The sequence below is a fragment of the Roseateles sp. T103 genome (assembly GCF_057219915.1).
Genome location: NZ_JBXVVS010000003.1, coordinates 43,439 through 59,784 on the forward strand (window position 1 = coordinate 43,439; position 16,346 = coordinate 59,784).

Consider the following 16,346-nt stretch of genomic DNA (forward strand, 5'->3'; position numbering starts at 1 on the left):
TCTGTCCGGCCCAGGCTTGCAGCCGGCGTGCCTCGAAGACTCGGCACTCGTTCGCAGGCAGCCGTCAAGGCGCAGGCCTTGCCGTCTGTCCGGCTCACGCTTTCAGGAACTCCACCTTGCTGCCCAGCCAGCGCGCCACCTGGGCCTGCGCGGCGGCCGGGTGTTCGTCGAGCAGCTGCGGCGCCAGCGCGCGCGCGGCCTTCAGCAGCGGCGCGTCTTCCTGCAGGTCGGCAAAACGCAGCAGCTCGGCGCCGCTCTGGCGCGCGCCCATGAACTCGCCTGGGCCGCGGATGTCCAGGTCGCGGCGCGCGATCTCGAAGCCGTCGGTGGTCTCGGCCATCGCGCGCAGCCGGTCCTTGCCGGTGATCGACAGCGGGCCGGTGTAGAGCAGCACGCAGACGCTGGCCACCGCCCCGCGACCGACGCGCCCGCGCAGCTGGTGCAGCTGGCTGAGGCCGAAGCGCTCGGCATGCTCGATCACCATCAGGCTGGCATTGGGCACGTCCACGCCCACCTCGATCACCGTGGTCGCGACCAGCACGCTCAGGCGATTGGCGCTGAACTCGGCCATCACCGCGGCCTTCTCGGCGGGCGGCATGCGGCCGTGCAGCAGGCCCACGCCATGGCCGGCCAGCGCGGCGCTGAGCTCCGCATGGGTCTCGGTCGCGTTCTTCAGGTCGAGGGTCTCTGATTCCTCGATCAGCGGGCAGACCCAGTAGACCTGGCGACCCTGCTCAACCGCGTCGGCGATCTTGGCGATCACCTCCAGCCGTTTCGTGTCGGCGAACACCTTGGTGACGATGGGGCTGCGGCCGGGCGGCAGCTCGTCGATGGTGGAGACGGCGAGGTCGGCGAAGTAGGTCATCGCCAAGGTCCGTGGGATCGGCGTCGCGCTCATCATCAGCATGTGCGGCTCCATGCTTTGGCCGCGGCCGCGCGAGGCCTGCGCCTCGAGCTTCTTGCGCAAGGCCAGCCGCTGCGCGACGCCGAAGCGGTGCTGCTCGTCGACGATGGCCAGGCCCAGCTGCTTGAACTGCACCTTGTCCTCGATCACCGCATGCGTGCCCACCACCAGGCCGGCGCTGCCGTCGGCCACCGCGTCCAGCATCTGCTGGCGCGCACGGCCCTTCACCGAACCGGTCAGCCAGGCGACCTTGATGCCCAGCGGCTCCAGCCACTGCACCAGCTTGCGGAAATGCTGCTCGGCCAGGATCTCGGTGGGCGCCATCAGCGCGCACTGCCAGCCGGCATCCATGCACACCGCCGCGGCCAGCGCCGCCACCACGGTCTTGCCCGAGCCCACATCGCCCTGCAGCAGGCGGTGCATCGGTTGCGGCAGGGCCAGGTCTTGCGCGATCTCCTCGACCACGCGCTGCTGCGCGCCGGTCAAGGCAAAGGGCAGGGCCGCCAGCAGCCGCTCGTGCAGGCCGCCACGCGTGCCGCGCAGCGCCGGCGCCACCAGTCGCGCGCGCTCGCGCTGCGCCTGCAGCTGGCTGAGCTGTTGGGCCAGCAGCTCCTCGAACTTCAGCCGCTGCCAGGCCGGGTGGCTGTGGTCCTCCAGCGTGGCCAGACTGGCGCTGGGGGGAGGGTGGTGCAAGAACTCCAGCGCCTCGCGCAGCGGCGGCAGCGTCCGCGGCACGGTGCCGGCGGGCAGCAGCTCGTCCAGCGGCGCACGCTTCATTGCCGACGCGATGGCCTTGCGCAGATAGGCCTGCGGCAGGCCGGCGCTGGCCGGATAGACCGGCGTCAGGCTCTGCGCCAGCGGCGTGTCCTCGTCCACCGCCTTCACCTGCGGGTGGACCATCTCGCGGCCGAAGAAGCCATGGCGGATCTCGCCGCGCACGCGCAGCCGCTTGCCCAGCGCCATCGCCTTCTGCTGCGACGGGTAGAAGTGCAGGAAGCGCAGGATCAGCACATCGCTGTCATCTTCGATCCGCACGATCAGCTGGCGGCGGCCACGCAGCTCGACGCGGCATTCGCTGACCAGGCCTTCGCACTGCACCGTCTCGCCATCGCGTCCGGCGGCGATCGGCGTGAGCCGGGTCTCGTCCTCGTAGCGCAGCGGAATGTGCAGCGCCAGGTCGATGTCGCGCAGCAGGCCGAGCTTTTCCATCGCCTTTTGCGGCGCGGATTTGCTGGGCTTGGGTGGGGCAGGCGTGGCCTCAGGCATGGGCGGGATTTTGCCCCGCCCATGCGTGGCCGAGCGCGGGACGGCTCCGGTGCGCGTAGCTGAATCGCTAGTATGCTGCGTTCGTTCCTGCAGATGAAACAGCACAGACAAGCAGCAAACCCAAGGGAGGGTGCAGAGATGAATGTCAGACACCTTAGCGTTGTGCTCTGCATGGCAGGTGCCCTGCTGACGGCTTGTGGCGGCGGCAGCAGCAGCGATGCCGCGCCGGCGACACCGATCCCCGAGACGCTGACGGTGTCAGCACCGGCCGACGCGGGCCTGGCCAGCGAAGTGCAGTTCAGCAGCAGCGCAGCCGCGCTCGCCGGCCTGAGCTTTGAATGGAATTTCGGCGACGGCACGACCAGCACCGAAGCAGCGCCCAAGCATCTGTACACCAAGGCGGGCAGCTATCAGGTGCAGCTGAAGGTCAGCAATGCCGCCGGCCTCAGCCGTCAGGCACAGCTGCAACTCAGCGTGGCCAACTGGTCGCATCTGTATGGCGCGGCCTGCACCTCTGGCGCTGCGGGCGGCTGGTGCAAGCTCAAGCCCACGCTGGATGAGCAGGAGCTTTCGGCCTTCTCCTTCATCGACAGCCAGCGAGGCTTTGCCGTCACGGCCAGCGGCGATGTCGTGAAGACGCTTGATGGCGGTGCGAGTTGGCAGCGCACGCTTCCGGGATTGCAGATGGCGCTTGAAGAACTCAGTTTTTCCGATGCCAGCAACGGATGGGTAATGGTATTTCGCTTCGTGTCGGGCGAGGGCTTGGTACCGCTGCGCACGCGGGACGGCGGTGCGAGCTTCCAGAGCCTGGCCTCCCTGCCGCAAAGCCCAAGCGAGGGCCGTCCCTCCTATGCGGTGTATGTGCTTGGCACGGCCGGCCTGTTGGCCACCGACGGCGATACCGAAGCGCAGATCAGCACGGATGGCGGCGCGACATGGCAGCCGAGCAGCTACAGCGGCGGCGCGACCATCTACCTCCAGGAGGATGGGCGCCGCGTTGGCCTAATCCGTTCTTCTTCGCGTCTGTGGCGCCTCGGCGTCGCCTCAGTGGAGCTGTCCACGGACCTGGGGCTGAGCTACCAGAGCCTGCCTGCTCTTCCCGCGGCCTGTCGCAACGGCTGGCTGCCCTATAGGAGCCTGCAGGTCTATGGTGAGCAGCGCCTGCTGCTGCTCGGTTATGAACGGGTTGCGGAAGATCCAAACCTCGTCACGCGGCGGGCCTGCGCCAGCCTCGATGGAGGCTTGAGCTGGACGGCCTACGCCGTCGATGCGCGCCTGCGCTCGAGCTATGACTCAAGCTATGAGCAGGCGCGCAGCTACTACGACGACTCTGACCGGTTCTGGCTGTTCGCCGACGGGCAGGCCATCGCCGAGGCAAAGCTGGATTCGCAGCAGCAGGTGCTTCGCGCTCGGCAACCCGGAGCGCCTTGGGAAGCGGTCTCGTTGCCTATAAAGTGGGAGCGCAACCTGTTCTTTGTCGGCCGTCATGCGGATACGCTGGGGCTGTGGCAGCCGCCGCTGCTGTCGGCCGTGCCAGAGCGCTATTTCTACAGCATGGACGGCGGCTTGAACTGGGTCGGCAAGCTCAGCGATGACCAGCGCCTGCAGTTCGACGGACCACTGGCGCGCATCAACGATGCCAGCTGGCTGCAGAAGCGCAACGGCGGCGGGCTCTATCGGAGCGACGATGCGGGCAAGACCTGGACGCTGTTGCGCGCACCAGTGGTGGCCTTACCGGATTTCAGCGGTGCCTGGTTTGTCGATGGCCGGCGCGGCGTGGCGGTATCCAGCTCGGGCTTGCTGGGCACTGAAGATGGTGGCAAGACCTGGGTGGCGAACACGAGCGCTGGTTTCAAGTCGCCGCAAGCGATCGCCTCAGCGTCGGCTAAGCGTGGCTGGGTGACCGATTGGAACGGCAGTGCCTATGACCTCTACCGCAGCGACGATGGCGGCCGGACGTGGGCTCTGCTGAAGGGCGGCATCCTTGAAAAGGCCCATTTCTTTCTGGACGAATCGCGCGGCTGGTCCGTCAGCAGCTCGGGTAATCGCGTGCTTGCCAGCAGCGATGGTGGCGCAAGCTGGACCACCATTGGCAGTGCCGGCTTCGGTGTCAAGCAACTCTACTTCAGCGATGCTTCGCACGGCCTCGCGGTGTCCTGGACAGATTCGGGAGAATGCATTGCACTCAGCAGCGATGGTGGTGCGAGTTGGGGACGCTGCACTGCCGTTTCGGGGGTCAGGGAGTTCAACGCGGTGACGAGCAATGCAGGCACGCTTTGGGTGGTCAGCCACTTTGGGACCATTCGGCGCAGCAGCGATGGTGGCGCCAGCTGGACAGCGGTTGCGAGCGGCACCACCGATCACCTTTTTGCCATCGCCTTTGCCGATGCCTCGAACGGCTGGATCGTCGGCCTATATGGCACGGTGCTGGCGACGCAGGACGGTGGCCAGACCTGGCGCCGTCAGCCGGTGCCCACGGCACATGCCATCAAGGCCCTGGCCGTGATCGACAAGTCCACCGTCTGGCTGCTGGGCGAGCGAGGCGTGGTGCTGGGCACGGCGAGTGGCGGCCGCTGAAGCGAGGTCCTCCGCGCGGGCGTAGCCCCGGCCTGGTGCGCCGCCCGCGCGTTGCGCCTTGGTTTGGTGCGCGGGCGGCTTGTCTGGTAGTCGCCCAGGCTGGTGCAGTTATTGCAGTGCTCTGGTGCAAAGGAGCCAAACATGCTGTCCCGCTTCGATGAAATGCATCTCGCCCAGAGCGGCGGTACCGGAATGCAGCCGGTGCGCGAGCACTACCGCGACTACGCCGCCTGGCTGGCGCAGCAGCCCGAGGCGGCGATGAAGGCCCGGCGCGAGGAGGCCGAGCTGATCTTCCGCCGCGTCGGCATCACCTTCGCCGTATACGGCAACAACGGCGGCGGCGAGGGCACCGAGCGGCTGATTCCCTTCGACCTGGTGCCGCGGGTCATCCCGGCCCACGAATGGCGCGAGCTCGAAGCCGGGCTGCGCCAGCGCGTCACCGCGCTGAACCGCTTCATCCACGACATCTATCACGAGCAGGAGATCCTGCGCGCCGGCATCGTGCCGGCCGAGCAGATCCTGGGCAATGCGCAGTTCCGCCCGCAGATGCGCGGCGTCAGCGTGCCCAAGGACATCTACTCGCACATCGCCGGCGTGGACATCGTGCGTGCCGCCCAGCCCGACGGCAGCGGCCGCTACTACGTGCTGGAGGACAACCTGCGCGTGCCCTCGGGCGTGAGCTACATGCTGGAGAACCGCAAGATGATGATGCGGCTCTTCCCCGAGCTCTTCGCGCAGCACCGCATCGCGCCGGTGGCGCATTACCCCGACCTGCTGCTGGATACATTGCGCAGCGTCGCGCCGCAGGGAGCGTCCGAGCCCACCGTCGTCGTGCTGACGCCGGGCATGTACAACTCGGCCTACTTCGAGCACGCCTTCCTCGCGCAGCAGATGGGCGTCGAGCTGGTCGAGGGCCAGGACCTGTTCGTTGACGGCGGCTTCGTCTACATGCGCACGACGCGCGGGCCGCGGCGCGTGGACGTGATCTACCGCCGCATCGACGACGACTTCCTCGACCCCACGGTGTTCCGCCCGGACTCGGTGCTGGGCTGCGCCGGCCTGCTGGAGGCCTACAAGGCCGGCAACGTCACGCTGTCCAATGCGGTGGGCACCGGCATCGCCGACGACAAGTCCATCTACCCCTATGTGCCGAAGATGGTCGAGTTCTATCTCGGCGAGACGCCCATCCTGCACAACGTGCCGACCTGGCAGTGCCGCAATCCGGACGAGCTCCCGCATGTGCTGGCGCACCTGGACGAGCTGGTCGTCAAGGAGGTGCACGGCGCCGGCGGCTACGGCATGCTGGTCGGCCCGGCGGCGAGCAAGCAGGAAGTCGAGGACTTCCGCGCGCAGCTGATCGCGCGGCCGGACAACTACATCGCGCAGCCGACGCTGAGCCTGTCCACCTGTCCCACCTATGTCGAGTCGGGCCTGGCGCCGCGCCACATCGACCTGCGGCCCTTCGTGCTCTCGGGCAGCGAGGTGCGCATGGTGCCCGGCGGGCTGACCCGCGTCGCGCTCAAGGAAGGCTCGCTGGTGGTGAACAGCAGCCAGGGCGGCGGCACCAAGGACACCTGGGTGCTCGAAGACTGAGCACTGCCGTCGCACCACCCCACCGCCCGCACCGAAGACGATCCCCGAACGAGGCTGCCCGCCATGCTTTCACGTACCGCTGACCATCTGTTCTGGCTCTCGCGCTACATCGAACGCGCCGAGAACACCGCGCGCATGCTCGACGTCAACTACCAGACCTCGCTGATGCCCCAGCAGGCCGCCGTCGCCGAGCAGAGCTGGCGCAGCCTGCTGTCGATCTCCGAGCTGACGCCCGACTACGAGTCGCGCTACGGCCGCATCGACGCGCGCCGCGTGATCGAGTTCGTCGTGCGCGACGAGCGCAACCCCTCGTCGATCTACAACTGCCTGCGCGCCGCGCGCGAGAACGCCCGCGCGGTGCGCGGCGCGCTGACCACCGAGGTCTGGGAGACCAGCAACCAGACCTGGCTGGAGTTCCAGCGCCTGTTGGCTGACGGCCTGCTCGATCGCGACCCGGCGGCGCTGTTCGAGTGGGTCAAGTTCCGCTCGCACCTGTCGCGCGGCGTCACCGTCGGCACGATGCTGCAGGACGAGGCTTTCAACTTCCTGCGCATCGGTTCCTTCCTCGAGCGCGCCGACAACACCGCGCGGCTGCTGGACGTGAAGTTCTACACCCCGGACAGCGGCGGCAGCGCGCAGGACTTCTATCACTGGTCGGCGCTGCTGCGCTCGGTCTCCGGCTTCGAGATCTACCGCAAGGTCTACAGCAATGTGATCCAGCCGGACAAGGTGGCCGAGCTCTTGATCCTGCGCAGCGCGATGCCGCGCTCGCTGGCGCACTCGATGCAGCGCGTGGTCGAGAACCTGCGCCGCGTCGCCAACGAGCAGTCGGGCGAGACGCTGCGCCAGGCCGGCCGGCTCAGCGCCGAGCTCAGCTACGCCAGCATCGACGAGATCCTCGCCGGCGGCCTGCACGAGTACCTGGACCGCTTCCTCAGCCGCGTCGGCCAGCTGGGCCTGGACATCAGCCGCGACTTCCTCGTGCCCGTGCACTGAAACAAGAAAACAAGCGAGGCCAGACCGTGTCCATCCACGTCGCGCTCAAGCATGTCACCCGCTACCGCTACGACCGCCGCGTTGCGCTGTCGCCGCAGGTCGTGCGCCTGCGTCCGGCGCCGCACTGCCGCACGCCGATCCTGTCGTATTCGCTGACGGTCGAGCCCGCGCAGCACTTCATCAACTGGCAGCAAGACCCGTTCTCCAACTACCTGGCGCGCCTGGTCTTCCCGGAGAAGACCACCGAGTTCACCGTCACCGTGGACCTGGTCGCCGAGATGGCGGTCTACAACCCGTTTGACTTCTTCCTCGAGCCGCATGCGCAGAAGTTCCCCTTCGCCTATGAAGAGGCACAGCAGGCCGAACTCGCGCCCTATCTGGTCAAGGAGGCGCTGACGCCGCGCTTCGCGGCCTATCTGGCCACGGTGCGGCGCGAGCCGGTGGCGACGATCGATTTCCTCGTCGGTATCAACCAGCGCCTGCAGGGCGACATCTCCTACCTGATCCGCCTGGAGCCCGGCGTGCAGACGCCCGAGCAGACGCTGGAAAAGGGCTCCGGTTCCTGCCGCGACACCGGCTGGCTGCTGGTGCAGCTGCTGCGCCATCTGGGCCTGGCGGCGCGCTTCGTCTCCGGCTACCTGATCCAGCTGGCGCCGGACCAGAAGGCGCTGGACGGCCCCAGCGGCACCGAGGTGGACTTCACGGACCTGCATGCCTGGTGCGAGGTCTTCCTGCCCGGCGCCGGCTGGATAGGCCTGGACCCGACCTCGGGCCTGCTGGCCGGCGAAGGCCATATCCCGCTGGCCTGCACGCCGCAGCCTTCCAGCGCCGCGCCGATCAGCGGTGCGGTGGACGAGTGCGAGGTCGAGTTCGGCCACGAGATGGGCGTCACGCGCATCTGGGAATCGCCGCGCGTCACCAAGCCCTATACCGAGCAGCAGTGGGCCGAGGTGCTGAAGCTCGGCGACAAGGTCGATGCCGATCTCGTCGCCGGCGACGTGCGCCTGACCATGGGCGGCGAGCCCACCTTCGTCTCGGTGGATGACCGTGACGGCGCCGAGTGGAACACCGACGCGCTGGGCCCGACCAAGCGCATCTACGCGCAGGAGCTGGTGCAGCGCCTGCGCGACGAATACGGCCAGGGCGGCTTCCTGCATTTCGGGCAGGGCAAGTGGTACCCGGGCGAGCAGCTGCCGCGCTGGGCGCTGTCGATCTACTGGCGTACCGACGGCAAGCCCTGCTGGCAAGACCCGAGCCTGTTCGCCGACGAGCGCGAAGGCCATGCCTACACCAGCGCCGACGCCAAGCGCTTCATCGCCGCGCTGACGCAGCGCCTGGGCCTGGACACGCAGTTCGTGCGCCCCGGCTTCGAAGACACCTGGTACTACCTGTGGCGCGAGCGCCGGCTGCCGGTCAACGTCGATCCCTTCGAGTCGCGGCTGGACGACGAGATGGAACGCAGCCGGCTGCGCCGCGTGTTCGAGCAGGGCCTGGCCCACGAGGTCGGCTATGTGCTGCCGATACGCCGTGGCGATGGTCCGGCCCTGGGCGGCACGCCCTGGGTCACCGGCCCCTGGTTCTTCCGCGACGAGCGCATGTACCTGTTCCCCGGCGACTCGCCGATGGGCTACCGCCTGCCGCTGGACTCGCTGCCCTGGGTGAGCGGCTCCGACTACCCGTATCACATCGAACAGGACCCGTTCGCGCCGCGCGACGCGCTGCCGGCCGAAACGCGGCTGCTGCTGCAGCGCCCCGGCGAGGCGGCCCATGCGGCGCCCGGCTACCAGGCCCATGCGGCCGGCGGCGGCTTCGCCGAAGGCGGCACGGTGGCGCTGCAGAACAGCGGCACCGGCACTGGCACCGGCGAGGGCCTGCCCTTGGAGCAGCGCCCCGAGCGCTTCCAGAGCGCGCACTGGATCACGCGCACCGCGCTGTGCGTGGAGGCGCGCGATCCGCGGCGCGCCAATGGCCCGAAGGCCGAGGCCGTGGGCAGCGCCAGCGGCGTGCTCTATGTCTTCATGCCGCCGCTGCAGCAGCTGGAGCATTACCTGGAGCTGCTCGCCGCAGTCGAAGCCACCGCGGCCGAGCTCGGTGTGAAGATCGTGCTCGAAGGCTATCCGCCGCCGCGCGACCCGCGCCTGAAGCTGCTGCAGGTCACGCCCGATCCCGGCGTCATCGAAGTCAACATCCATCCGGCGCACGACTGGAAGGAGCTGGTGCAGCACACCGAGTTCCTCTACGACGCGGCCTGGCAGTCGCGCCTGTCCAGCGAGAAATTCATGCTCGACGGCCGCCACACCGGCACCGGCGGCGGCAACCACTTCGTGCTCGGCGGCGCGACGCCGGCGGACAGCCCCTTCCTGCGCCGACCCGACCTGCTGGCCTCGCTGCTGGCCTACTGGCACAACCATCCCTCCTTGAGCTATTTGTTCTCGGGCCTCTTCATCGGCCCGACCAGCCAGGCGCCGCGGGTGGACGAGGCGCGCAACGACCAGCTGCGCGAGCTGGAGATCGCGCTGGGCGAGATAGCGCGCAGCAAGGGCGTGTACGGCACGAGCGCCGCCGGGCCGTCCCAAGGCGCGAGCGCCCCCTCGGGGGGCAGCTCGCCGGAAGGCGAGCGTGGGGGCGAGTTCTTCATGCCGCCCTGGCTGGTCGACCGTTCGCTGCGCAACATCCTGGTGGATGTCACCGGCAACACGCATCGCAGCGAGTTCTGCATCGACAAGCTCTACTCGCCCGACAGCAGCACCGGCCGCCTGGGCCTGCTGGAGCTGCGCGCCTTCGAGATGCCGCCGCATGCGCGCATGAGCATCGTGCAGCAGCTGCTGCTGCGCGCGCTGGTGGCGCGCTTCTGGACCCAGCCCTATCGCGCGCCGCTGGTGCGCTGGGACACCGGCCTGCACGACCGCTACATGCTGCCCTGCTTCGTGCAGATGGACTTCGCCGACGTGCTGCTGGAAATGGCGCAGGCCGGCTATGCCTTCGACCCCGGCTGGTTCGCGCCGCATTTCGAGTTCCGCTTCCCCAAGGTCGGCGAGTTCGCGGTGGCTGGCGTGCATGTGACGCTGCGCAATGCGCTGGAGCCCTGGCATGTGATGGGCGAGGAGGGCGCTGCGGGCGGCACGGTGCGCTATGTGGATTCGTCGCTGGAGCGCGTCGAGGTGCGCGTCAGTGGCCTGGTGGACCCGCGCCATCGCATCACCGTCAATGGCGTGACGCTGCCGCTGCAGCCGACCGGCCGCGTCGGCGAGTACGTGGCCGGCGTGCGCTTCCGCGCCTGGAATCCGCCGTCGGCCCTGCACCCCAGCATCGGCGTGCATGCGCCGCTGACCTTCGACCTGGTCGATACCTGGATGCAGCGCTCGCTGGGCGGCGCGCGCTACCACGTGGCGCATCCGGGCGGGCGCAACTACGCCACCTTCCCGGTCAATGCCTACGAGGCCGAGAGCCGCCGCCTGGCGCGCTTCACGCTGTTGGCGCACACGCCAGGCCGTGTGGTCGCGGCCGAGCCGCAGCGCAGCCTGGAGTTCCCCTTCACGCTGGACCTGCGCCGTGTGGGCCGGTGAGGCCGGATGCGCGTGCGGGGCGGCGTCGGCGATGATGCGGGGATGTCCGTGCTGAATGCCTCCGGTCCCGTGCAGCCCAGCCTGCTGCCCGAGGATCCCCAAGACCTGCTGCAGCTGGCTGCAGCGGCCGCGCTGCGTGGCCGCGACGGCCACTATGACGAGCTGCGCGGCGCGCTCAATCCGCTGCCGCGCACCCAGGGCCTGGCGCCGCAGTGGCAGCAGTTCTTCGCCGCCAACGGCGCGGCCGGCTGGCAGGACCTGGCGGCGCGCTCGGCCCAGCTGCACCGCCGCCTGCAGGAGGACGGCGCCAGCTACAACCTGCACAGCAGCGCCGCTTCCCATGGCGAACGGCTGTGGCCGCTGGAGCTGCTGCCGATGCTGGTCGACGCCGGCGAATGGACGCAGATCGAGCGCGGCGTCGCGCAGCGGGCGCGCCTGCTCAATGCCACGCTGGCCGATGTCTACGGCAAGCGCCATCTGCTCGACGCCGGCCTGCTGCCGCCCTCGCTGGTGCTGGCGCATCCGCAGTACCTGCGGCCGATGCACGGCTGCGTGCCGCCCGGCGGCGTGCATCTGCATGTGGTGGCGATGGACCTGGCGCGCTGTGCCGACGGCCTGTGGTGGCTGGTGGGCCAGCGCACGCAGTCGCCGGCCGGTCTGGGCTATGTGCTGGAGAACCGCATGCTCGTCGGGCAGCAGTTCCCCGAAGCCTTCCGCGCGTTGAAGGTGCAGCGCCTGGCGGCCAGCTACCAGCGCCTGCTGCAGGGTCTGCTGCGCCTGGTGCCGGCCGAGGAACGCGAGGGCGCGCGCGTCGCGCTGCTGACGCCGGGGCCGCGCGACGACACCTATTTCGAGCACGCCTTCCTGGCGCGCTATCTGGGCATCAGCCTGGTCGAGGGTGGCGACCTGACGGTGCGCGGCGACCGCGTCTTCCTGAAGACCTTGCGCGGCCTGGAGCGCGTGCATGTGCTGTTGCGCCGCGTCGACGACGACGCGCTGGACCCGCTGGAGCTGCGCCCTGACTCCACGCAGGGCGTGCCGGGCCTGCTGCAGGCGCTGCGCGCCGGCCAGGTGGTGCTGGCCAATGCACCCGGCGCGGGCTGGCTGGAGAGCCCGGGCCTGACCGCCTTCTGGCCCGGCGTGGCCGAGGCGCTGCTCGGCGAGGAGCTGCTGCTGCCCGCGGCCACCGCCTGGTGGTGTGGCGAGGAAGCGGTGTGGCGCGAGCGGCTCGACGAGCTGGAGCAGTACGTGGTCTCGCCGACCTTCCCGCCCAGCGCGACGACGCCGGACTTTGCGCCGGTGGCGGTCAAGGGCCTGTCGGCTCCTGCGCGTGCGCAGCTGCTGGAGCGCATCGCCGCCGATCCCGGCGCCTACACCTTGCAGACGCGCCAGCGCCCGTCGGAGACGCCGGTGTGGCGCCATGGCCAGCTCGAGCCGCGTGCGGCGGTGCTGCGCGTCTTTGCGATCGCCGATGGCGACGGCGGCTGGAACGTGCTGCCCGGCGGACTGACCCGCGTGGCCAGCGGCCGCGAAGGCAGCGACCATGCCTGGGTCTCGATGCGCCGCGGCAGCGCCAGCGTCGACACCTGGGTGCGCACCGAAGGCGAGGTGGACAGCACCAGCCTGCTGCCCAAGCCGCTGACCGCGGCCGACCTGACCGGCGCGCACTGGACCGTGACCAGCCGTGCGGCGGAGAACCTGTTCTGGCTGGGCCGCTACAGCGAGCGCGCCGAGAACACCGTGCGCCTGGCGCAGCTGACGCTGGAGGCGCTGGGCGCTGCGGCGCGCGGCGAGGCCGGCGGCGAAGGCGTGCTGGGTCTGCTGGATGCGCTGGCGCGCCAGCATGGTCTGGTCGGCGAGGCCGTGCCCTCGGCCGAGCAGGCGCCGCGCGTGTTCGAGCGCGCGCTGGTGCATGCGCTGGGCGATGCCTTCGGCGCCTACAGCGTGGGCTTCAATCTGCAGGCCTTGCAGAACTGCGCGGCCAGCCTGCGCGAGCGGCTCTCGGCCGAGCACTGGAAGCTGATCCACGAGGCCGGCGACCAGTTCCGCCTGCGCCTGCAGCCGGTGCTGGAAGGCGCCGGCACCGAGGCGCGCCGACACGTGCTGGACACGCTGTCGCGCGTGGCCACGCAGCTGGCGGCGATCACCGGCGCGCAGACCGACCGCATGACGCGCGACGACGGCTGGCGCCTGCTCAGCGTGGGCCGGCAGATCGAGCGGCTGGACTTCCTGGCCGGCGCACTGGCGCTGGCCTTCGAGCACGGTGTGCAGCACAGCGAGGAGGGCTTCGCGCTGCTGCTGGGCCTGTTCGATTCGACGATGACCTACCGCGCCAAGTTCCAGGCGCGCCGCGAGCTGCCGCCGTTGCTGCATCTGCTGGTGCACGACACCGACAACCCGCGCTCGCTGGCCTGGGTGGCGCGCACGATGGCGGGCCGCTTCGTCAAGCTGTCGCGCCACGATCCCGAGTGGACCGCGCGCGTGGCCGCCTCGCTGCCCGAGCCCGAACGCTGGCCGCTGGCCAGCCTGTGCACGCCCGATGCCGAGGGCCGCTATGGCGAGCTGGTGACGCTGCTGCAGGGCTGCAGCGAGCAGGCGCAGGCGCTGTCGGTCGAACTTGACCGCCGGCTCTTCGCCCATGTGGGCAGCGCCGACCGCATGGTGTGGCAATGAGCGCGGTCAAGCCGGGTCCGACGGTCAAGGCCGAGGCGCTGCGCTGGCTGCATGTGCAGCACGACACCATCTACGACTACGACACGCCGGTGGAGCTGGCCCACCATGTGGCCTGCCTGGCACCGCGCGAGACGCCCTGGCAGACGCTGCGTGACTGGCGCTTGAGCATCACGCCCGAGCCCGACGGCTGGGCCACGGCGCTGGCCGAGGCGGGCCAGTTCAGCCAGGACGCCTGGGGCAATGCGCGGCTGGTGTTCAGCCACACCCGCGTGCACGAGCAGCTGGCGGTGCGCAGCAGCTTCGCGGTGGGGCTGGCGACGCCGCCGACGATAGACCCGAAAGGCAGCCCGCCCTGGGAGGAGGTGGCCGATGCGCTGCGCTACCACGCCGGCGAGGTGCGCAGCGAGGCGGTGGAGTTCAGCCTCTCGTCGCCGCTGGCGCCGCGTGCCGCCGCACTGGCCGCCTTCGGACGCCGCGCCTTCACGCCGGGGCGTCCGTTGGCCGATGGGGCGCTGGCGCTGATGGCGCTGATCCACAAGGAGTTCCGCTACCAGCCGGCCAGCACCAATGTGACGACGCGCGCGCTGGAGGCGCTGGCAGCGCGCCACGGCGTGTGCCAGGATTTCGCGCACGTGATGATCGGCGCCTGCCGCTCGCTGGGCCTGGCGGCGCGCTATGTGTCGGGCTATCTGCTCACGCATGTGGCACCGGGCAAGCTGCGCCTGGTCGGCGCCGATGCTTCGCATGCCTGGGTGGCGGTGTGGTGCCCGGTGCAGGGCTGGCTGGCGCTGGACCCGACCAACAAGGTGGCCGCGGGCCTGGACCATGTGACGCTGGGCTGGGGCCGCGACTATGCCGACGTGGCGCCGCTGCGCGGCGTGATCCGCGGCGGCCAGGCCCACCCGCAGGTGGCGGTGACCGTCGAGCCACTCGAAGAAGCACGCGCCCGCGGGTTCTGAGCCGCGAGCGCAGGCGATCCGACGCGAGCGCCACGCATCACGGCTTCAAGGCCGCAGATGCGGGTGTCCGTCGATCGCCGGTCAACCGGGCGCGTGCCGGCGCGTTGTCAGCTCCATTGCATACTGTGCCGCCAGCACAGACGGAGCCTTGATGAGCGACCCCAGAAGCGATCTACGGCTCGGCCAGATCCGGACTCTTGCCCTGCTGGGCGCGGTCCTGCTCGTGCTGAGCGGCTGCGCCAGCATGAGCGAGAAGGAATGCCTGAGTGCCAACTGGTTTGAACAGGGCCTGGAGGATGGGCGTGCGGGCGCTGAACGCGAGCGTCTGCAGGACCATGCCAAGGCCTGCGGCAAGCTGGGCATCGTGCCCGACCAAGCCCTCTGGCAGGAGGGGTGGTCTGAGGGCATCCGCGTGTATTGCCGGCCCGAGAACGGCTGGCGCCTGGGCCTGGCGGGCGAGTATTACCGTGGCAGCTGCGGCGGACAGCGTGACGGCGATCTCTTCGAGCGCAACTACACGCAAGCCAAGCTCATCCACGAACTCGGTCAGCAGATCGACCGCAACTACCGCGAGATGCAGCGCCTGGAGCGGGCACTGGCCGAGGCCAAGACCGATGAGGAGCGCAAGCGCCTGCGGGGCCTGCTGCGTGAGCTGGATCTGGAGCAGCAGCGCCTGCGCATGCGACAGCAGATGCAGCTGCTGATGGCACCACGCCCCTGAGCGGGGCGTGGGGTCTGATGCCGAGATCAGCAGGGCGCGCCAGGATGGCGCGAAGCGAGACGCTTACAGCACCTGCGGCGTCGTGCCGTTCATGCGGTCGTACTTGAGGAAGTACTGGCGTGCCAGCGCGACGAGCTGCTTGTCGCTGGGGTGGTCGACGGTCTCGTAGCCAACCACGCTCTTCACCTGGTTGGGGCGGTGCTTCTCCAGGTAGTGCTTGAAGTCGGCCTGCGCAGTCTTGGAGCCGGTGACGAGGATCTCGCCGATGCCCTGCAGCGCCTCGCAGACGTCGGCGAAGAACTCGTGCTCGGTGCGCACGCCGCTGCCATGCTGGCGGGTGTGGCGGCTGCTCGCCTTGACCTTCTCGGCCTGCACGTGTTCGGCGTCGAACTGCAGGATGTTGGCGTTGTGGTGGTCGAGCCAGACGACGGCGTGGAACATGGTCATGAAGGGTTCTCCTCTTTGCTGATGGATGGTGATGGGGACGCGGCGGCGAATGCTGGACGCATGCGCCAGGCCGGGAAACTCAGAGGCGTGGATGGCTGGCGCCGCCGCCGACCTTCTCCAGCGCGTTCTGGCAGGCGATGCAGCGCAGCACCTCGGGGTTGAGCTGCAGGCGCTCAAAGCTGATGGCCTTGCCGCAGTCGCTGCAGAAGCCGTAGTCGGCACTGCCGCGCAGTCGCTGCAGTGCTTCATTGACCGCGCGTAGCGCCTCCAGGCTCAGGTCGCTGCGAGCGAGGTCCACTTCGCGGTCGGCGTCATGCTCGCGCGCATCGTCGGCATCCTGCAGCAGCTGCTCGCGGGCGTGGGTGACACGGTCCTGACCGCCCAGCTGGGCCTGCAGGGCCTGCTCCAGACGTTGCTGCTTCTCGACCAGCGTGGCTTCCAGCAGGCTGCGCTGCGAGGGGTTGAGGGTCTGACTCATTGCTTGATCTCCTTGCATTCATGCTCGCACTGTGGCGCGAAGCTCGTCTTGAGATGAATCAACTGGCGCTCGGTGCTGCGGCGTGCCCGTGGGACAATTCGTGCGGCCCCGGCGCCTGCCGCCGGGGCGTTCTCATCTCCCCGATTCCCCCTGTTTGGCACGGGTC

General features: G+C 69.4%; 10 protein-coding genes. 7 read left to right on the forward strand and 3 right to left on the reverse strand.

What is annotated here, in order from left to right; all coding sequences use genetic code 11:
* Nucleotides 1-94: 94 nt before the first annotated feature.
* Entirely contained in the window at nt 95-2,170 is a 2,076-nt protein-coding gene (gene recG, locus AC2EBS_RS10455) for an ATP-dependent DNA helicase RecG (protein ID WP_484728362.1), read from the reverse strand.
* A gap of 72 nt (nt 2,171-2,242) precedes the next feature.
* Here recG and AC2EBS_RS10460 point away from each other — a divergent pair, with 72 nt between their 5' ends.
* The 7 genes from AC2EBS_RS10460 (at nt 2,243) to AC2EBS_RS10490 (ending at nt 15,255) form a co-directional block, all read left to right on the forward strand.
* Nucleotides 2,243-4,747 (forward strand): YCF48-related protein, encoded by a 2,505-nt coding sequence (locus tag AC2EBS_RS10460; RefSeq protein ID WP_484728363.1) that lies wholly within the window; start codon nt 2,243-2,245, stop codon nt 4,745-4,747.
* A gap of 141 nt (nt 4,748-4,888) precedes the next feature.
* Entirely contained in the window at nt 4,889-6,340 is a 1,452-nt protein-coding gene (locus AC2EBS_RS10465) for a circularly permuted type 2 ATP-grasp protein (protein WP_484728364.1), read from the forward strand.
* Nucleotides 6,341-6,403: 63 nt separating this feature from the next.
* Complete coding sequence (locus AC2EBS_RS10470) at nt 6,404-7,336, forward strand: alpha-E domain-containing protein (RefSeq protein WP_484728365.1); 933 nt, start codon at nt 6,404-6,406, stop codon at nt 7,334-7,336.
* 26 nt (nt 7,337-7,362) lie between these two features.
* On the forward strand, nt 7,363-10,902 hold the full coding sequence (locus AC2EBS_RS10475; RefSeq protein ID WP_484728366.1) for a transglutaminase family protein: 3,540 nt from the start codon (nt 7,363-7,365) through the stop codon (nt 10,900-10,902).
* 42 nt (nt 10,903-10,944) lie between these two features.
* Entirely contained in the window at nt 10,945-13,575 is a 2,631-nt protein-coding gene (locus AC2EBS_RS10480; RefSeq protein WP_484728367.1) for a circularly permuted type 2 ATP-grasp protein, read from the forward strand.
* The gene (locus AC2EBS_RS10485; RefSeq protein WP_484728368.1) at nt 13,572-14,534 is read left to right on the forward strand and encodes a transglutaminase family protein; all 963 of its coding nucleotides are present in this window, start codon (nt 13,572-13,574) and stop codon (nt 14,532-14,534) included. The genes AC2EBS_RS10480 and AC2EBS_RS10485 overlap by 4 nt, the downstream gene beginning before the upstream one ends.
* A gap of 151 nt (nt 14,535-14,685) precedes the next feature.
* Nucleotides 14,686-15,255 (forward strand): DUF2799 domain-containing protein, encoded by a 570-nt coding sequence (locus AC2EBS_RS10490; protein WP_484728369.1) that lies wholly within the window; start codon nt 14,686-14,688, stop codon nt 15,253-15,255.
* A gap of 63 nt (nt 15,256-15,318) precedes the next feature.
* Here AC2EBS_RS10490 and AC2EBS_RS10495 read toward each other — a convergent pair whose 3' ends face one another.
* Nucleotides 15,319-15,702 (reverse strand): hypothetical protein, encoded by a 384-nt coding sequence (locus AC2EBS_RS10495; protein ID WP_484728370.1) that lies wholly within the window; start codon nt 15,700-15,702, stop codon nt 15,319-15,321.
* A 79-nt stretch (nt 15,703-15,781) separates the two neighbouring features.
* Entirely contained in the window at nt 15,782-16,180 is a 399-nt protein-coding gene (locus AC2EBS_RS10500; protein ID WP_484728371.1) for a TraR/DksA family transcriptional regulator, read from the reverse strand.
* Nucleotides 16,181-16,346: the final 166 nt, after the last annotated feature.